Source organism: Pseudomonas sp. B16120, from assembly GCF_044218845.1.
In the GTDB taxonomy this organism is placed as follows: domain Bacteria; phylum Pseudomonadota; class Gammaproteobacteria; order Pseudomonadales; family Pseudomonadaceae; genus Aquipseudomonas; species Aquipseudomonas paracarnis.
Map to the genome: position 1 here is coordinate 4,261,922 of NZ_CP162588.1, position 16,915 is coordinate 4,278,836.

Here is a 16,915-nt window from a genome sequence, read left to right on the forward strand (position 1 = left end):
AAACTCCACGCATAGCACTGGGTCAGTTTCTGGGTACGCGCCCTTTTGGGCGTATTGAGTGTTGACCCCTCCCCAACGGAAAAACCGGTAAGGAACTTATGTGTGGACTAGCTGGCGAGTTACGCTTTGATTATCAACCTGCCGACCTGGCAGCCGTAGAACGCATCACCCATCACCTCGCCCCCCGAGGCCCCGACGCCTGGGGCTTTCATGCCCAAGGGCCGATTGCCCTGGGCCACCGCCGCCTGAAGATCATGGACCTGTCGGACGGCTCTGCCCAACCGATGGTCGACGCCCATCTGGGGCTGTCCCTGGCGTTCAATGGCGCTATCTATAATTTCCCGGAGCTGCGCCAAGAGCTGGAAGCCCTGGGTTACGCCTTCTATTCCGGTGGCGACACCGAAGTGTTGCTCAAGGGTTATCACGCCTGGGGCGAAGCGCTGCTGCCCAAGCTCAACGGCATGTTCGCTTTCGCCATCTGGGAGCGTGATGCCCAGCGTCTGTTCATCGCTCGTGACCGTCTCGGTGTGAAGCCCTTGTACCTGTCGCGCACCGGCCAGCGCCTGCGTTTCGCCTCGGCGTTGCCAGCGTTGCTCAAGGGTGGGGATATCAACCCGATCCTCGATCCGGTCGCCCTCAACCACTACCTGAATTTCCACGCCGTGGTCCCCGCGCCGCGCACGCTGTTGGCCGGCATCGAAAAGCTGCCGCCCGCCAGTTGGATGCGCATCGACGCCAGCGGCAAGACTGAACAGAAAACCTGGTGGACCCTGCCCTACGGCCCCCATGAGGACGAAAAACACCTGACCCTGGAAGACTGGACCGACCGCGTGCTCGACAGCACCCGCGAAGCCGTGGCCATCCGCCAACGTGCGGCGGTGGATGTGGGTGTGCTGCTGTCAGGCGGCGTCGATTCGAGCATGCTCGTCGGCCTGCTGCGTGAAGTGGGCGTGGAGGATTTGTCGACCTTCTCCATCGGCTTTGAAGACGCCGGCGGCGAACGTGGCGATGAGTTCCAGTACTCAGACCTGATCGCCAAACACTACGGCACCCATCACCACCAACTGCGCATCGCCGAAAGCGAGATCATCGAGCAACTGCCAGCAGCCTTCCGCGCCATGAGCGAGCCGATGGTCAGCCATGACTGCATCGCCTTCTACCTGCTGTCGCGGGAAGTGGCCAAGCATTGCAAAGTGGTGCAGAGCGGCCAGGGCGCCGATGAACTGTTCGCCGGTTACCACTGGTACCCGCAAGTGGACGGTGCCAGCGACCCGTACGCGGCCTATCGCGAGGCGTTTTTCGACCGCAGCTACGACGACTACGCGGCGACCGTCGCGCCCCAATGGCTGACCGCCAACGACGCTGCCGGCGACTTCGTGCGCGAGCATTTCGCGATGCCGGGCGCCGACGCGGCGGTGGACAAGGCCCTGCGTCTGGACAGCACGGTGATGCTGGTGGACGACCCGGTCAAACGCGTCGACAACATGACCATGGCCTGGGGCCTGGAAGCGCGCACACCGTTCCTCGACTACCGCCTGGTAGAACTGTCGGCCCGTGTGCCGGCCCAGTTCAAGCTGCCCGACGGCGGCAAACAGGTGCTCAAGGAAGCGGCGCGTCGGGTGATCCCCAGCGAAGTCATCGACCGCAAGAAAGGCTACTTCCCCGTGCCCGGCCTCAAGCACCTGCAGGGCGATACCTTGAATTGGGTGCGCGAGTTGCTGCTGGACCCGAGCCAGGACCGCGGGCTGTTCAACCCGGCCATGCTCGACCGCTTGCTCACCGACCCGCAAGGCCAATTGACCCCGCTGCGCGGCTCCAAGCTGTGGCAGCTGGCGGCGCTGAACCTGTGGCTGAGCGAACAAGGAATCTGATCCATGAAACCGAATGCCGCGGCTTACAGCCAACGCTTACTCAAGGGCCAGGCGCCGACCTACGAGCGCCTGCAAGCGCGCCTGGCCGAAGATGGCAGCGCACTGGCCGCCGACCCGATTGCCGTGCATTGCGGCTGGGGCCGGTTGTTGATTGGCCACACCTTTCCCGACCCGGCAAGCCTGGCCCAGGAACTGCTCAACGAGCAGCCTGGCGAGCGCGATATCGCCCTGTACGTGGCAGCGCCCCAGCAAATCCTGGGCATTGACCCGCAGCAACTGTTCCTCGACCCGTCCGACACCCTGCGCCTGTGGTTCACCGACTACCGCCCGGCCACCCGGGTGTTTCGCGGCTTTCGTATTCGCCGGGTACAGAGCGAGGCCGACTGGCAAGCGGTCAACCACTTGTACCAGGGCCGCGGGATGCTGCCCATCGACCCGGAACGCCTCACCCCACGTCATCAAGGCGGCCCGGTGTACTGGCTGGCCGAAGATGAAGACAGCGGCGCGGTGATTGGCAGCGTGATGGGCCTCAACCATCACAAGGCCTTCCACGACCCGGAGAACGGTTGCAGCCTCTGGTGTTTGGCCGTCGACCCTCAATGCACCCGCCCTGGCGTCGGTGAAGTGTTGGTGCGCCACTTGGTGGAGCACTTCATGAGCCGAGGCTTGAGCTACCTGGACTTGTCGGTGCTGCACGATAACCGCCAGGCCAAGAGCCTTTACGCCAAGCTCGGCTTTCGGGCGTTGACCACCTTTGCAATCAAGCGCAAGAACGGCATCAATCAACCGCTGTTTCTGGGCCCGGGGCCTCAGGCGGAGTTCAACCCTTACGCGCGCATCATTGTCGAAGAAGCCCACCGACGCGGTATTGATGTGCACGTTGACGACGCCGATGCGGGCCTGTTCACCCTCAGCCACGGCGGGCGTCGCGTGCGTTGCCGTGAGTCCTTGAGCGACCTGACCAGCGCCATCAGCATGACCCTGTGCCAGGACAAGAGCCTCACCCACAAGGTGCTCAAGGCGGCGGGCCTGCAGGTGCCGGTGCAACAGTTGGCGGGCAGTGCCGACGACAACCTGGAGTTTCTCGACGAACACCAGCGCATCGTGGTCAAGCCGCTGGATGGCGAGCAAGGCCATGGCGTCGCCGTGGATCTGCGCAGCATCGAAGAGGTGCAGCAGGCGATCGAAGCGGCGCGCCAGTTCGACAGCCGCGTGTTGCTGGAAAGCTTCCACGAAGGCCTGGACCTGCGCATTCTGGTGATCGGTTTTGAAGTGGTCGCGGCTGCGATTCGTCGCCCTGCCGAAGTGATCGGCGACGGCCAGCATTCGATTCGCGCGTTGATCCAGGCGCAAAGCCGTCGTCGCCAGGCGGCCACCGACGGCGAGAGCAAAATCCCGCTGGATGCAGAAACCGAGCGCACCCTCAAAGCCGCAGGTTACGACTACAACAGCATCCTGCCCCGTGGCGTGCAACTGGCCGTGCGACGCACCGCCAACCTGCACACCGGGGGTTGCCTGGAAGATGTCACGGCGATCCTGCACCCGACACTGGTGGACGCAGCCGTACGTGCGGCCCGTGCCCTGGATATCCCTATGGTCGGCCTGGACCTGATGGTACCTGCGGCCGACCAGCCAGAGTATGTGTTTATCGAAGCCAACGAACGGGCCGGCCTGGCCAACCATGAACCGCAACCCACGGCTGAGAAGTTTGTGGATTTGTTGTTTCCACACAGTCAGCCAGCTACCTGACTACCGATCGTTCCCACGCTCCGCGTGGGAATGCAGCCTGTGATGCTCTGCGTCACCACAGCGGACGCAAAGCGTCCCTGAGGCGTTCCCACGCAGAGCGTGGGAACGATCGCCCTCAACTCATCAGGAGTTTCCATGACCCGAACCATTCCCGAACCCGATCTCGCGTACCTGCAAAAAGTGCTGCTGGAAATGCTCGCCATTCCCAGCCCCACCGGTTTTACCGACACCATCGTGCGTTACGTCGCCGAACGCCTGGAAGAGCTCGGCATTCCGTTTGAAATGACCCGACGCGGCACCATTCGCGCCACCCTCAAGGGCCAGAAAAACAGCCCTGACCGCGCCGTCTCCGCCCACCTGGACACCATCGGCGCCGCCGTGCGTGCGATCAAGGACAACGGGCGCCTGACCCTGGCGCCGGTGGGCTGCTGGTCGAGCCGCTTTGCCGAAGGTAGCCGGGTCAGCCTGTTCACCGACAACGGCGTGATTCGCGGCAGCGTATTACCGCTGATGGCCTCCGGGCACGCATTCAACACCGCCGTGGATGAAATGCCGGTGAGCTGGGACCATGTCGAGCTGCGCCTGGACGCCTACTGCGCCACGCGTGCCGACTGCGACTCCCTGGGCATCAGTGTGGGTGACTACGTGGCGTTCGACCCACTGCCCGAGTTCACCGAGAGCGGGCATATCAGCGCTCGCCACCTGGACGACAAGGCCGGCGTCGCCGCCCTGCTCGCCGCGCTCAAGGCCATCATCGACAGTGGCGAACCCTTGCTGATCGACTGCCACCCGCTGTTCACCATTACCGAGGAAACCGGCAGTGGCGCAGCGGCCGCCCTGCCCTGGGATGTGAGTGAGTTTGTCGGCATCGATATCGCCCCGGTCGCCCCCGGCCAGCACTCCAGCGAACATGCGGTGAGCGTGGCCATGCAGGACTCCGGCGGGCCCTATGACTATCACCTGTCCCGCCACTTGCTGCGCCTGGCGTCGGACAACGACCTGCCGGTACGCCGCGATCTGTTCCGCTATTACTTCAGCGATGCGCACTCGGCGGTCACCGCCGGCCATGACATTCGCACTGCATTACTGGCCTTCGGTTGTGACGCCACCCATGGTTACGAGCGTACCCATATCGACAGCCTCGCCGCCCTGAGCCGCTTATTGGGCGCCTATATCCTCAGCCCGCCGGTGTTTGCCAGCGATGCGCAACCGGCCCAGGGCTCACTGGATCGGTTCAGTCATCAGATCGAGCATGAAACGCAAATGGAGAGCGACACCCGCGTGCCGTCGGTAGACAGCCTGGTCGGCCAGAAGTCCTGACGCGGTGAGTTGATACTGGCAACAAAGGTCCCGGCACAGTAGCATCGCCGGGACCTGACACCTGAGGCTTGTATGCTGATTCCCTACGATGCACTTGAAGTCGACACCCTGACCCGCCTCATCGAAGACTTCGTCACCCGCGACGGCACCGACAATGGCGACGACACGCCCCTGGAAACCCGCGTGCTGCGCGTGCGCCAGGCGCTGACCAAAGGCCAGGCGCTGATCGTCTTCGATCCCGAGAGCGAGCAATGCCAGTTGATGCTCAAGCACGATGTGCCCAAGCACCTGTTCGACTGAAGCCTGCCTAAGGGTTGGGCACCGGCACGGGGTGGGTAGCCTGGCCCTCGCCTTTGAGAATCTTGCGGTACACCTCGGCACGGTACACGTTGACGCCCACCGGCGCCTCGATGCCGAATTTCACGTGAGTACCGTTCACTTCAAGGATATGCACGGTGATGTCATCGCCAATGGCGATGGCTTCGCCTATGGCACGGCTTAAGACCAGCATGGCGGTAGTCCTTTTCCAGTAACAGGACCTCGACCATGCCCCCTTCGCGCTGGACCGGCAATGGCTTGCGGGCAAATCAGGCGCCGCCTACACAGGTAGGTAACTTGCCTGACAGACCGCAGCCAAATCAGCCCTTCACAGCCTGCGCCTTGGCGCGCATCTTGTCGGCCATCAGGGTCATTTCGTCATACAGCAGTTGCGGATTTTTCTGTTTCAACGCCCAAGCCATGCGGCCTTGCTCGTGGGGCAGGATCATGAATTCACCTTCGGCCACGCGCTGGTAAATGTAGTCGGCAATATCCGCCGCCGAGATGGGCGAACTCTCAAGCAACTTGCCCACTTGAGCCTTCATGGCTGGGGTTGGCCCACGGAACGAGTCGAGCAGGTTGGTCTGGAAAAACGACGGGCACACCACATGCACGCCCACTTCCTGTTGCTTGAGTTCCACCAACAGGCTCTCGGATAACGCCACCACGCCCGCCTTGGCGACGTTGTAGTTGCTCATGGCCGGGCCCTGCATCAGCGCTGCCATTGACGCGATGTTGATGATGCGCCCCTTGCTCTTTTCCAACAGCGGCAGGAACGCCTTGCAGCCTTTGACGACGCCCATCAGGTTGATTGCGATCTGCCAGTCCCAATCCTCCAGGGACAGTTCAGCGAAGAACCCGCCCGAGGCCACGCCGGCGTTGTTGACGATCACATCGATGCCCCCGAGCTTCACCTCACAGGCCTGGGCAAAGGCCGTTAGCTGGCTATAGTCACGCACGTCGCAGCGCTGGGTAAAGCCATCCCCCCCGGCTTCGCGAACCTGCTTGAGGGTTTCCTGCAAACCGGGCTCGCTGACATCAGACAACGCCAACTGCCAGCCTTCACGGGCCCAGCGCAGAGCGATTTCGCGACCCAGGCCAGACCCGGCGCCAGTGATCATCATGCGGTTTTGCATAGGAAGTAGCCTTGTGGTTCACGAAAGAAGTGACCGGCAGTGTAGCGAAGGTTTTTGCTCTACCCACGCACCATCAGGGTGATGAATGCCCCGGGCAAACCGTGGGCTCGGTCGCAGGCGTGCCTATAGATTAAGTTCAATTTTTTTCAACTGATTAGTTCAAGTTGCGCACGCGTTAAAAGAAATAAGCGACCCATCAAAATGTTTTATAAAAACAATGAATTTTTTACGAAGTGGCAGAGTCGGAATGGGTAAGGCGTCCCACTGTACATGGACGAACCAACGGTTAAACAGCCGGTTTTTGCAAAGAACCTATAAGGAATAAAACCATGAGCCTCATTCTGATTATTATCCTGATCCTGCTGCTGGTCGGTGGTCTGCCGGTGTTCCCGCACTCGCGTAACTGGGGTTATGGACCGTCGGGTATCCTGGGTGTGGTACTGGTTGTTCTGCTGGTGCTGTTGTTGCTCGGCAAGATATAAACACCGCGCTACGGTGTTTGTCGGAGCGAGCAAGCGCTCCTACAATTGAGAAGCAAAAAAAGAGGCCTTCTAGAAGGCCTCTTTTTTATTGTCGGTCAGTTAGTCCGGCTTACCGTCCACGACACCTGCGGTGTTATCCAACAAGCTCTTGGTCGCGGTCTGCAGGAACGACTCGAGTTTCTGCTTGAGTGCAGCTTCGTCCGGCGACTCCGGAATCACCTTGCCAGTCGGCTCGGCGCCCAGTGTGTATTCCCACAACTTGGGTGGCATTTCCTTGGGCAATACCAGTACGCGGTCGCCGGTGAGCAAGGCCACGGTCTGGTCGCTGCCCGATGGCTTGATCACGCCGAAACCCTTGTCACCTTCGGGCAGGTTCAGCAGGTCGCGGCCCCAGCACTGGTGCAAGGTATCGCCGCCCAGGCGGCCCATGATGGTCGGCACGATGTCGATCTGGGTGCCCACAGTGTGGTCACGCTCACCGAACTTCTCGCGCATGCCCGGTGCAATCATCAGCATCGGCACGTTGAAGCGACCCAGGTCCATCTCGGTGATCTGCTGCTCATTGCCAAAGCCGTGGTCACCGACGATCACAAACAGGGTTTCCTTGAAGTACGGCTCTTTGCGGGCCTTTTCAAAGAACTGGCCCAAGGCCCAGTCGGAGTAACGCATGGCCGTCAAATGCTCGTTGAGGCTGCCACGGTCGGTGACCTTCTCAACCGGCAATGGGGTCGGCAATGCGTACGGCGTGTGGTTGGACAGGGTTTGCAGCAGTGCGTAGAACGGCTTGCCGCCTTCGCGCGCCTTCAGTTCTTCCAGGCCACGGTTGAACATGTCCTGGTCGGACACGCCCCAGGTCGGGTCGGAGAATACCGGGTCGACGAAGTCATTGCGGCCGATGAAGTTGGTCATGCCCTGGTTGCTGAAGAAGCCCGACTGGTTGTCCCAGGCGAAATCGCCGTTGTAGACATACACATCGTCGAAATCACGCGCACTGAGCAACTGCGGCAGGCCCGACAGCTTGTGGCTGCCTTCCGGAGTCTGCATCAGGTATTCGAAACCCGGCAGGTTCGGGAAGCAGGCCATGGTGGCGAACATACCCTGGTGGGTGTGGGTGCCGTTGGAGAAGAAGCGGTCGAACAGCAAGCCCTCGTGGGTCAACTTGTCGAAGTACGGGGTGATATTGCCCGGACGTCCCAATGCGCCCACCGAATGACCAGCGAAGCTTTCCATCAGGATCACCACGACGTTCTTGATCGGCAGGGTTTTCTCGGCCGGTGGCGTGAAGTCACGGCGCACGGCAGCGGTGTCGGTGTCTACCAGCTTCTCTTGCGGCAGCACCAGCATGTCACGCACGGTCTGGGTGGCCAGCGGTTGTTCCAGGGTCGCCTTCCAGATGTTGGCGCGGTCTTCACCAAAGCGCGCCTTGGCCGCCGCGATCAGCGACAAGGTGCCATTGAGGCCCAACTGGTTGGCGAAGTTCGAATCGGTGGTGTAGACGTCACCCCAACGCAGCGGTGGCCCCTGGCGCAGGGTGCCACGGATGGCGACCACGGCGACCAGCAGGCAAACCATGAACACTGCGATGCGGCTGTACCATGGCGCCACCTGGCGCGTGCTGACAGTGCCGCCGCTGAACGGGCCCCGTGGGCGCGTTGCGCGGTCAGCGCCCTTGAAGGCCATGCTCAGGATCAGCGTGCCCACGGCCCAGGCCAGCAGGTAACGCACCACCGGGAAACCGTACCAGAGCATGCTCATCACGGTTTTCGGGTCTTCCTTCACATACTGGAAGACCAGGCCGTTGAGGCGCTGGTGGAATTCGCGGTAGAAGTCCATCTCCATCAAGCCCAGGAACAAGGCGATGCTGGACGCGACGGTCAGCCACAAACGGAAAAACCCGCGCGCCGCCATGGCCCGCACGCTGAACAGCGCCAACAGCAGCGGAATCAGCAGGTACATCACCAGGCGAATGTCCAGGCGCAGGCCGTTGGCGAACGCTTCAAGGAACGTCGAGGCCGGCGTATCGAGGATCATCTCGCGGTTGTAGACCAGCAACGCCAGGCGCAGCAGGGAAAACATCACCATCATGACCAATGCGCAGAGCAGCGTGTACGCCAGATGGGATTTGACGGTCGGTTGCAGCAGGCGATTTGAAGCTCGCTGCTGATTCAGGGCGTCCGGGTTTGCCATGTCGTTTTAGGACCCATTGGAAGTTTAAGTTGCGAAATAATGCAGTGGCGTCCGTCCCTCGCCCAGGCTGGCTGGGGTAGGCGGTTAACGCGGTGGCACAAATGGTGCCCGATCGAGGCCGGCAAGGCTATTAATTACTGAACGTAAGGCACGGCCCTGCCTTTAAGGGCACTGGAGATAGAGCCCTGGCAGCCGGATAAAGCCGGCGAATTGTCTTGGATGGGATGTGAAAATTTCGTGCGGCGAATAGTTTCGACACACAAATTTAATTAATGCTGTGAAACCCACTGTGGGAGCTGGCTTGCCTGCGATAGCGGTGTGTCAACCAAAACAATGCAAGCTGACCCACCGCTATCGCAGGCAAGCCAGCTCCCACATTGACTGTGCCCGCTCCAAATCGGGTGGGGCGTCAGATCCGCACGTTACCGCGCGGCCCGGCGATAGCCCAGATGATCAGGCCCAGCACTGGCAACAGCAGGATCAACAGGATCCACAGCACTTTGGCGCCGGTGCTGGCGCCGCTTTTGAACACGTTGATGATTGCCCAGATATCCAGCGCGAGGATGATCAGGCCAATCAGACTATTAAACGTGGAACCCATGGTGTCGCTCCTAAGTGAGGGCATGCACTTGTAGGATAGTCAGCCTTGGCGCGGGTTCCGTTTTATTTCAGACGTGTACGGCAATCTTCAAGGCTTCCAATGATGGTTCGGCCTTGATGCCGACTTCGGCACACAGTTCCAGTACCCGCGCCAGGTCGTTGCCGAACACCAGCACTGCCTGGATCTCGTCGTCCAGCAACTGGCTGAAGTTCATCAGCACATAACCGCCGTCTTCCGGGCTCAGGGCGCTCATCTGGATCTGGATGCGGTTGAGCGCGGTCAGGTCTTCGGTCTTGGCCAGTTGCTTGGGCTTGAGGTTGAACGCCACGCCCGGACCGAACGACGCGACGATCTGGGCAAACAGGTCGCCATAGGTATCGGCCTGGAACAACACCGTGTCTGGCAGGCTACCGACCACCACCCACTCTCCCAGCGGAATCGGGAAACTGTCGTCGTAGTTGATATCCGGATTGGCCGCCAGGAACGCCGCCGGGTCCGCGTAGGCCTGGGCCGCTTCGTCGGCAATACGCGCTACTTCATCCTCCCCCATGACGCCGGCGCTGATTTTGCTGATGAGTTCGACGAGGGCGGTTTTCATGGGGCGATCCTGTAACGGGCAAGTTTTGAAGGGCGCGTAGCCTACACCAGTTTCTGCAACTGCGCCGCCGTATCCACCGCGCCCATGGTCTGCGCCGCGGCCAGTGCCGTCGCGCCTTGTGCATCGGTGGCCTTGGGGTTTGCGCCTTTACCAAGCAGGTAATCAACCATGTCAACGCGGTTGAACATCGCCGCCATCATCAAGGCCGTACGCCCGTCCGAGGAGGCCGCGTCAATCGGCGTGCCGCCCTCGATCAACGCCTGCACCACCGGCAGGTTGCCTTTGAACGCCGCGCCGGCAATCGGCAACTGGTTCTTGTCGTTGGCGATCAGGGGGTCGGCCTTGAACTCCAGCAGCACTTTGACCGCCTCGGCATGGCCGTGGTACGCCGCGAGCATCAACAAGGTGTCGCCATTGTGATTACGAAAGTTGGCCGGCAGGCCTTTCGCCAACAGTGCGGCAAGCATGGCGGCGTCGCCGCGCCGGGCGACGTCGAAGACTTGCTCGGCAAACTCGGCGGCTTCGTCTTCGGTCATTTGTTTAGGCTGATCTGACATGGGGGCTCCTTGCTGAGGCGACTGACATAACTGTTTAAGGCGCCCAGTGTCGCGATGGAGTTCCCCGGTGTCATGGCTTTTTTGTCAAAAGCCGCCATAGCCAGAATCAATAACGGAATTGGCCGCCCTGGATCTGCGCCAGCAATTGCCCGGTCACCGGCACATAGCTGTCCGAACCCGGCAACCAGGCGTAGACCGGGTCATTGCCAGCCTTGTCCGGGTCGAACCCTTGCTCCTTGAGCTTCACTTTCTGGTACTTGAACGTGCCGGTGGTTTCCATCTTCACCTTGATCCGCAAAAACAACGGCACCGCATAAGGGGGCAACTGGCCGTGGGCGAATTGCAGCAGTTCGCGCATGTCCAGGCTGGCCAGGGATTCGCTGGGGGTGATGGCGACCATGCCGGCGCGGCCGTTGGTGTTGTCGATTTCGACGCCATAGGCCACCACTTCAGCGATCTGCGGGTGTTTCAGCAGGACGTTTTCCACCTCGGTGGTCGAGACGTTTTCGCCCTTCCAGCGATAGGTATCCCCCAGGCGATCGACAAATTGCGCATGCCCGAAACCGATGCTGCGCACCAGGTCGCCGGTGTTGAAATAGCGGTCGCCTTTTTCGAATACGTCGGTCAGTACCACCTTGCGGTTCTTTTCCGGGTCGGTGTAACCGTCGAAGGGCGACTTATCATCAATGCGCGCCAATAACAGGCCCTGCCCGCCGGTGGGCACCTTGACCATGAACCCGTTGCTGCCGCGCAGCGGTTCACCAGTGTCATGGGCGTAGTCCACCAGCGCCCAATGCTGCAGGCAAAAGCCGATGGTGTTGTCAAAGTTCAGCACGTTGGTAAAGCCGATATTGCCGTCGCTGGCGGCATACAGTTCGCAGATATGCTCCACACCATAGCGCTGCTTGAACTGCGCCCACACACCGGGGCGCAGGCCGTTGCCGACCATCTTGGTCACCTGGTTATCACGGTCCTGCGCACTCGCGGGCTGGTCGAGCAGATAGCGGCACAACTCACCGACATAGCCCAGGGTGGTCGCCTTGAACTTGCGTGCATCGTCCCAGAACTGGCTGGCGCTGAATTTGCGCCGAATGGCAAAGCCGGACGCACCGATAATCGCCGCCCCCCAGCACACGCACAGGCCGGTGGCGTGGTACAGCGGCAAGGTGCAATAGAGGACGTCCTGTGGCCCCATGTCCAGGGCGATACTGCCGAAGCTCACGGCGGTTTTGGTCCAGCGCCCGTGCTTCATGATGCCGGCCTTGGGCAAGCCGGTGGTGCCGGAGGTGTAGATATAGAAGCAGGGATCGTGGAAGAACACCTGCGCGGAACTCGCCGGGTCGTCCACCGGGCTTTCGGCACTGGCGGCCATCAGGTCGATGTAGCCGTCGGGCACCCTACTGCCCGGCTGATCGGCCACGAACCAAGTGCGCTCGGCCGGGATCTGGACTTGATCGCGCACTGCTGCGTAAGGGCTCAGCAATTCGGCACCGACCACAATGGCAACCGGCTTGACCAGGGTCAGGCTGTGTACCAGCGCCCCTTGAGTTTGCGCCGTGTTGAGCATGGCGCAGATGCCGCCCAGCTTGGCCACGGCCAGCACGTTGAGCAGCAACTCGGGGCGATTCTCGATAAACAGCGCTACCACATCGCCCTTGCGGATGCCCTGGGCCTGCAAGTGATGGGCAATGCGATTGGCGCACTGATTGGCGTCGCGGTAGCTGATCACGCTGTCCCCATACAGCAGGGCAGCACCGTCAGGGTTACGCAAGGTGGCTTGTTCGAAATGCCAGCCCAGGCCGCAGGGTTGGTTGGGGTCGGTGACGTTGGCCGCACGCATGCCGCGCACCACCCGTGGGAGCGCCCGAACAATGGCAGGCACCTTACGCAGCATCATGCGCCAGGTGATCATGTCGACTTGCTGATGAGTCATGGCGGGACGTCCCTTTTCTTATTCTTGGTCTGGTCCAGGTACATCGACTGGTGTAGCGGAAAATACGTCAGCGGTTCTTTGGCTGTACACGTGGGATTTGAAAAGTTTTGTATCTCGTGGCGGCCGGCCGATGCTTATCTCCCTGACACTGCACCCTCAAAATGTGGGAGCTGGCTTGTCGGGTCGGCGCATCGCTGCGATGACGACCTCCCAGCCGACCGGGATTTTTCCGAGCAAAAGACGGTCAGTATCATTACAGCCCTCCCCCTTCCTGCCGGAAAAATCACCGGGCAGATAGCGCAAAATGCAGGATGCACGATGGCCCTTCATGCAAATTGCACGAAAACGAAAATCCTATAAATTTATAACTTGCTGATTTATAACGATTTTTTAGAATAACCAATACTGGCACAATCACTGCACCTATCACTCCATGCTTGCCAACTTGAGCCAATGGAGCTGATAGACATGAGCCTGATCCAAGATAAATTCGCTTCAGTATTCTCCAACTACGACGTCACCACCCAGCCACGTCCGGACGGCGGTATCCTGTTGACCCTGCGCAACAGCGAAGGTAAGCAGGTCAAGCGCTCGATCTCTTATCAGCAGCTGCACACTGCCGACCAACTGACTTGGGTGATTAGCGCTATTCGCCGTGACTTGGCCGAACAAGCCAGCGAACTGCCGCAGATTTCGATGTTGCAAAGCCAGAACCGCTTTGCGCTGCCGACCTATCACTCGGCCTAATCTACACCTCTGAAAAAGGGCCGCGACGCTACTCAGCGTCGCGGCCCTTTTTCATGCCATTAACATAAGCCCTGCCGAACCGCCTCATTCTTTGCCTGCACACGGTTGGTGACATCCAACTTGCCGTAGATGTTGCGCAGATGAAATTTCACCGTGGCTTCAGAGGTGGCGCGAATCTGGCTGATTTCCCAGACAGTCTTGCCCTCGGAGGCCCATCGCAGGATTTCCAGCTCCGTGGGAGTCAGGGGCTTGCCGGACAAGCTCCGGCGTTTTCTGATAGCCGTGGGCACAATAACCGACGGGCGATACGTCTCCTCGGGGCCACTCATTGTTCTCTCCTTATGTCTGCTGATGCGCTGCCATCTTTCGGATTCCTCCTATTGACAGATGGCATAAACATTTACGCTGAACAGAGAGTTACATAACGAGTGGAATCAAAGCGCACGGCAGAGAACAAACAGCTTTACCCTACAAATAATTAAGTTTCTTCCCACAGCGACTTCCAACTTGCCAGGGTTGAACATTCAGTTATCTACGCTTAGTCATCCAGTCCTGGAAAGCGAGTGGCAATCGCATCACAGGTCAACGAGGGCACAACGCCTTGGGCCGTGTTGAACAAACGCAGTGTCACACAGTGCGGGTTCTCGCCCATGTCGAACCAGTGCGGCACACCGGCCGGGATGATCAGCAAGTCATTCTTCTCACAGCGCAAGCTGTACACATAGTCGCCTATGTGCAGCGTAAACAGCCCCTGGCCTGCGATGAAGAAACGCACCTCGTCTTCACTGTAGGTACGTTCGTCCAGGAACTGCGCACGTAACACGTCCTTCTGCGGATGGTCTTGGGTCACGCTGACCACTTCCACAGCGGCGTAGCCGAGGGCTTCGATCTGAGCCTGGTAGGCGGCAATCATTTCAGCATCAGTGGCGCCCTTTTCTATCGGGCTGGGCTGCCAGCGCTCAAAACGCACGCCGTGCTCGGCCAGGGTCGACTGGATGTCGTCGGCATGGGTCAACACTTTGTTCGGGGTGTCCGGGGAGGCGATGGAGTAGACGGCTACATAGCTCATTGCACGGTTCCTTGGTTCGGCTCTTGCAATCGAAGGCCAATGATAATGGCGACGGCCAGGGCCGCGAGGCTGGCGATACTGAACGTGAAGGTGGGCCCCAGCAGGTTCCAGCTGTAACCGGAATAGAGGGCGCCGAGCGCGCCGCCGGTGCCGGCCAGCGCGGCATAAAGGGCCTGACCCTTGCCTTGCTGGCGGTCACCGAAGCTGCGTTGCACAAAGGCAATTGCCGCCGCGTGAAAGCTGCCGAACGTGGCGGCGTGCATCAACTGCGCCACCAGCAGCAGCCAGAAAACTTCGGCAAATGAACCCAGCAGCCACCAGCGCAGCGCGGCCAGCAGGAAACTGGCGAGCAGCACCCGGCGCACCGAAAAGCGCGCAAGAATACGGCTCATGGCCAGGAACATCAGCACTTCCGCCACCACCCCCAGCGCCCACAGTAGGCCGATTACGCCGCGGCTGTAGCCCAAATGCTCCAGGTGCAGGGTCAGGAAGGTGTAATACGGGCCATGGCTCATTTGCATCAGCGCCACGCAGGCATAAAACGCCAGCACGCCGGGGCTGCGCAATTGTTTGAGAAAGCCATCGCCGGCCATGCGGTTGCCGTGGCTGGCCGGCTGCGCGTTCGGTACCCAAAGGCTGGCGCCGATGATGCCGGCCATGATCACCACGACCACCACCGGGTAGATATCCAGGCTCAGCCAATCGAACAGGCGCCCCATGATCACCACGGTGAGGATAAAACCAATGGAGCCCCACAGACGGATCTGGCTGTAGCGCGAGGTTTGCTTGTGCAGGTGGGCCAGGGTGATGACTTCAAACTGCGGCAGCACCGCGTGCCAGAAGAACGCGTGCAGGGCCATGACCATCGCCAGCCAGGCGTAGGTCTTGCTGACAAAAATCAGGCAGAAGCTGGCCAGGGTGCACACCGCGCCGAATCGCACAATGGCCAGGCGCCGGCCGGTGTAGTCGCCGATCCAGCCCCACAGGTTGGGGGCCACGCAGCGCATCAGCATGGGAATCGCCACCAGTTCGCCGATGCGCGCGCTGGAGAAACCGAGGTGATCGAAGTACAGCGCCAGGAACGGCGCTGTCGCCCCCAGCAGGGCGAAATAGAACAGGTAGAAGCTGGAGAGGCGCCAGTATGGGAGGGCTGGGTTCATTTTATTCAGGGCTGCTTTGCAGCCCAGCGCGAGCAAGCTCGCTCACCACAATAAGCGCGCTCATTGCCCCAGGCGATCACAGTTGGCCCAGTACCGGGGTACTCACGCGCACATCGGCATTCTGCCCGCGGTTGCGCAGCAGGTGGTCCATCAGCACGATGGCCATCATGGCTTCGGCAATCGGTGTGGCGCGGATGCCGACGCACGGGTCGTGGCGGCCTTTGGTGATCACGTCCACCGGGTTGCCGTGCACATCGATCGAACGGCCAGGCGTGGTAATGCTCGACGTGGCCTTGAGCGCCAGGTGCGCCACGATCGGCTGGCCGGAAGAAATACCGCCGAGGATGCCGCCCGCGTTGTTGCTGAGGAAACCTTCAGGGGTCATCTCATCGCGATGCTCGGTACCGCGCTGGGATACGCAGGCGAAGCCGGCGCCGATTTCCACACCTTTCACCGCGTTGATGCTCATCAGCGCATGGGCCAGTTCGGCGTCGAGGCGATCAAAGATCGGCTCGCCCAGGCCCGGCTTCACGCCTTCGGCCACCACGGTGATCTTCGCGCCGACCGAGTCCTGGTCGCGGCGCAACTGGTCCATGTAGGCTTCCAGTTCCGGCACCTTGTCCGGGTCGGGGCAGAAGAAGGCGTTGTCTTCGACGCTGTCCCAGGTCTTGAACGGGATTTCAATCGGCCCCAACTGGCTCATGTAGCCACGGATGACGATGCCCTGGGTGGCCAGGTATTTCTTGGCGATGGCGCCGGCGGCCACGCGCATGGCGGTTTCACGCGCCGAGCTGCGGCCACCGCCACGGTAGTCGCGTTCGCCGTATTTGTGGTGGTAGGTGTAGTCGGCATGGGCCGGGCGGAACAGGTCCTTGATCGCCGAGTAGTCCTTGGACTTCTGGTCGGTGTTGCGGATCAACAGGCCAATGGCGCAGCCGGTAGTGCGGCCCTCGAACACCCCGGAAAGGATTTCGACTTCGTCCGGCTCCTGGCGCTGGGTGGTGTGGCGGCTGGTGCCGGGCTTGCGGCGGTCGAGATCACGCTGCAGGTCGTCCAGGCTCAGCTCCAGGCCTGGCGGGCAGCCGTCGACAATGGCGACCAACGCCGGGCCATGGCTTTCGCCCGCGGTGGTGACAGTGAACAGCTTGCCGAAGGTATTGCCGGACATGCAGGGCGCTCCGTGAAAT

General features: G+C 60.8%; 17 protein-coding genes. 6 read left to right on the forward strand and 11 right to left on the reverse strand.

The genetic code is table 11. The features are described from left to right. The first annotated feature begins 98 nt into the window (after window positions 1–98). The 4 genes from AB4P90_RS19895 to AB4P90_RS19910 all read left to right on the forward strand — a co-directional run bounded on the left by AB4P90_RS19895 (window position 99) and on the right by AB4P90_RS19910 (window position 5,240). The gene (locus AB4P90_RS19895) at window positions 99–1,871 is read left to right on the forward strand and encodes an N-acetylglutaminylglutamine amidotransferase (RefSeq protein ID WP_201914618.1); all 1,773 of its coding nucleotides are present in this window, start codon (window positions 99–101) and stop codon (window positions 1,869–1,871) included. A gap of 3 nt (window positions 1,872–1,874) precedes the next feature. Further along, entirely contained in the window at window positions 1,875–3,620 is a 1,746-nt protein-coding gene (gene ngg / locus AB4P90_RS19900) for an N-acetylglutaminylglutamine synthetase (RefSeq protein ID WP_014719265.1), read from the forward strand. 135 nt (window positions 3,621–3,755) lie between these two features. Then, window positions 3,756–4,940: an osmoprotectant NAGGN system M42 family peptidase gene (locus tag AB4P90_RS19905; protein WP_020302247.1), complete on the forward strand. Its 1,185-nt coding sequence runs from the start codon at window positions 3,756–3,758 to the stop codon at window positions 4,938–4,940. 72 nt (window positions 4,941–5,012) lie between these two features. Next, window positions 5,013–5,240, forward strand: a complete 228-nt coding sequence (locus tag AB4P90_RS19910; RefSeq protein ID WP_003192759.1) for a YheU family protein — start codon at window positions 5,013–5,015, stop codon at window positions 5,238–5,240. 7 nt (window positions 5,241–5,247) lie between these two features. Here the strand turns inward: AB4P90_RS19910 and csrA are convergent, their stop codons facing one another. Both csrA and AB4P90_RS19920 read right to left on the reverse strand, forming a co-directional pair. After that, the gene (csrA, locus tag AB4P90_RS19915; protein ID WP_014719267.1) at window positions 5,248–5,451 is read right to left on the reverse strand and encodes a carbon storage regulator CsrA; all 204 of its coding nucleotides are present in this window, start codon (window positions 5,449–5,451) and stop codon (window positions 5,248–5,250) included. Window positions 5,452–5,578: 127 nt separating this feature from the next. Continuing rightward, complete coding sequence (locus tag AB4P90_RS19920) at window positions 5,579–6,394, reverse strand: SDR family oxidoreductase (protein WP_073527032.1); 816 nt, start codon at window positions 6,392–6,394, stop codon at window positions 5,579–5,581. A 329-nt stretch (window positions 6,395–6,723) separates the two neighbouring features. On the opposite strand from AB4P90_RS19920, the gene AB4P90_RS19925 reads away from it, so the two are divergent. Next, window positions 6,724–6,876, forward strand: coding sequence for a DUF3309 family protein (locus AB4P90_RS19925; RefSeq protein ID WP_003192767.1), 153 nt, complete (start codon window positions 6,724–6,726; stop codon window positions 6,874–6,876). Between the two features lie 99 nt (window positions 6,877–6,975). Here the strand turns inward: AB4P90_RS19925 and AB4P90_RS19930 are convergent, their stop codons facing one another. The 5 genes from AB4P90_RS19930 to AB4P90_RS19950 all read right to left on the reverse strand — a co-directional run bounded on the left by AB4P90_RS19930 (window position 6,976) and on the right by AB4P90_RS19950 (window position 12,752). Continuing rightward, window positions 6,976–9,063 carry an LTA synthase family protein gene (locus tag AB4P90_RS19930; protein WP_014719269.1) on the reverse strand — a complete coding sequence of 696 codons (2,088 nt, stop codon included), beginning with the start codon at window positions 9,061–9,063 and terminating at the stop codon, window positions 6,976–6,978. Window positions 9,064–9,472: 409 nt separating this feature from the next. Further along, window positions 9,473–9,664 carry a PLDc N-terminal domain-containing protein gene (locus tag AB4P90_RS19935; protein ID WP_003192770.1) on the reverse strand — a complete coding sequence of 64 codons (192 nt, stop codon included), beginning with the start codon at window positions 9,662–9,664 and terminating at the stop codon, window positions 9,473–9,475. Between the two features lie 67 nt (window positions 9,665–9,731). After that, the gene (locus AB4P90_RS19940) at window positions 9,732–10,262 is read right to left on the reverse strand and encodes a hypothetical protein (protein ID WP_032903736.1); all 531 of its coding nucleotides are present in this window, start codon (window positions 10,260–10,262) and stop codon (window positions 9,732–9,734) included. Between the two features lie 41 nt (window positions 10,263–10,303). Beyond that, complete coding sequence (locus tag AB4P90_RS19945; RefSeq protein ID WP_014719271.1) at window positions 10,304–10,819, reverse strand: ankyrin repeat domain-containing protein; 516 nt, start codon at window positions 10,817–10,819, stop codon at window positions 10,304–10,306. 106 nt (window positions 10,820–10,925) lie between these two features. Then, window positions 10,926–12,752 (reverse strand): long-chain-acyl-CoA synthetase, encoded by a 1,827-nt coding sequence (locus tag AB4P90_RS19950; RefSeq protein WP_198833583.1) that lies wholly within the window; start codon window positions 12,750–12,752, stop codon window positions 10,926–10,928. Window positions 12,753–13,220: 468 nt separating this feature from the next. Here AB4P90_RS19950 and AB4P90_RS19955 point away from each other — a divergent pair, with 468 nt between their 5' ends. Next, window positions 13,221–13,499 (forward strand): DUF3509 domain-containing protein, encoded by a 279-nt coding sequence (locus AB4P90_RS19955; protein WP_003172952.1) that lies wholly within the window; start codon window positions 13,221–13,223, stop codon window positions 13,497–13,499. A 59-nt stretch (window positions 13,500–13,558) separates the two neighbouring features. On the opposite strand, the gene AB4P90_RS19960 is transcribed toward AB4P90_RS19955, so the two are convergent. The 4 genes from AB4P90_RS19960 to aroC all read right to left on the reverse strand — a co-directional run bounded on the left by AB4P90_RS19960 (window position 13,559) and on the right by aroC (window position 16,896). Next, on the reverse strand, window positions 13,559–13,828 hold the full coding sequence (locus AB4P90_RS19960; protein ID WP_014719273.1) for a response regulator transcription factor: 270 nt from the start codon (window positions 13,826–13,828) through the stop codon (window positions 13,559–13,561). A gap of 209 nt (window positions 13,829–14,037) precedes the next feature. Beyond that, window positions 14,038–14,568, reverse strand: a complete 531-nt coding sequence (locus AB4P90_RS19965; RefSeq protein ID WP_014719274.1) for an acireductone dioxygenase — start codon at window positions 14,566–14,568, stop codon at window positions 14,038–14,040. Next, entirely contained in the window at window positions 14,565–15,728 is a 1,164-nt protein-coding gene (locus AB4P90_RS19970) for an MFS transporter (RefSeq protein WP_395605325.1), read from the reverse strand. Before AB4P90_RS19970 ends, AB4P90_RS19965 begins: the two co-directional genes overlap by 4 nt. 76 nt (window positions 15,729–15,804) lie before the next feature. Then, window positions 15,805–16,896: a chorismate synthase gene (gene aroC, locus AB4P90_RS19975; protein ID WP_014719276.1), complete on the reverse strand. Its 1,092-nt coding sequence runs from the start codon at window positions 16,894–16,896 to the stop codon at window positions 15,805–15,807. Window positions 16,897–16,915 lie beyond the last annotated feature (19 nt).

What these genes read in the sequence shown, in the direction of transcription:
- AB4P90_RS19895 (WP_201914618.1), top strand. Translation starts at nt 99, where the DNA reads ATGTGTGGACTAGCTGGCGAGTTACGCTTTGATTATCAACCTGCCGAC.
- ngg (WP_014719265.1), top strand. Translation starts at nt 1,875, where the DNA reads ATGAAACCGAATGCCGCGGCTTACAGCCAACGCTTACTCAAGGGCCAG.
- AB4P90_RS19905 (WP_020302247.1), top strand. Translation starts at nt 3,756, where the DNA reads ATGACCCGAACCATTCCCGAACCCGATCTCGCGTACCTGCAAAAAGTG.
- AB4P90_RS19910 (WP_003192759.1), top strand. Translation starts at nt 5,013, where the DNA reads ATGCTGATTCCCTACGATGCACTTGAAGTCGACACCCTGACCCGCCTC.
- csrA (WP_014719267.1), bottom strand. Translation starts at nt 5,451, where the DNA reads ATGCTGGTCTTAAGCCGTGCCATAGGCGAAGCCATCGCCATTGGCGAT.
- AB4P90_RS19920 (WP_073527032.1), bottom strand. Translation starts at nt 6,394, where the DNA reads ATGCAAAACCGCATGATGATCACTGGCGCCGGGTCTGGCCTGGGTCGC.
- AB4P90_RS19925 (WP_003192767.1), top strand. Translation starts at nt 6,724, where the DNA reads ATGAGCCTCATTCTGATTATTATCCTGATCCTGCTGCTGGTCGGTGGT.
- AB4P90_RS19930 (WP_014719269.1), bottom strand. Translation starts at nt 9,063, where the DNA reads ATGGCAAACCCGGACGCCCTGAATCAGCAGCGAGCTTCAAATCGCCTG.
- AB4P90_RS19935 (WP_003192770.1), bottom strand. Translation starts at nt 9,664, where the DNA reads ATGGGTTCCACGTTTAATAGTCTGATTGGCCTGATCATCCTCGCGCTG.
- AB4P90_RS19940 (WP_032903736.1), bottom strand. Translation starts at nt 10,262, where the DNA reads ATGAAAACCGCCCTCGTCGAACTCATCAGCAAAATCAGCGCCGGCGTC.
- AB4P90_RS19945 (WP_014719271.1), bottom strand. Translation starts at nt 10,819, where the DNA reads ATGTCAGATCAGCCTAAACAAATGACCGAAGACGAAGCCGCCGAGTTT.
- AB4P90_RS19950 (WP_198833583.1), bottom strand. Translation starts at nt 12,752, where the DNA reads ATGACTCATCAGCAAGTCGACATGATCACCTGGCGCATGATGCTGCGT.
- AB4P90_RS19955 (WP_003172952.1), top strand. Translation starts at nt 13,221, where the DNA reads ATGAGCCTGATCCAAGATAAATTCGCTTCAGTATTCTCCAACTACGAC.
- AB4P90_RS19960 (WP_014719273.1), bottom strand. Translation starts at nt 13,828, where the DNA reads ATGAGTGGCCCCGAGGAGACGTATCGCCCGTCGGTTATTGTGCCCACG.
- AB4P90_RS19965 (WP_014719274.1), bottom strand. Translation starts at nt 14,568, where the DNA reads ATGAGCTATGTAGCCGTCTACTCCATCGCCTCCCCGGACACCCCGAAC.
- AB4P90_RS19970 (WP_395605325.1), bottom strand. Translation starts at nt 15,728, where the DNA reads ATGAACCCAGCCCTCCCATACTGGCGCCTCTCCAGCTTCTACCTGTTC.
- aroC (WP_014719276.1), bottom strand. Translation starts at nt 16,896, where the DNA reads ATGTCCGGCAATACCTTCGGCAAGCTGTTCACTGTCACCACCGCGGGC.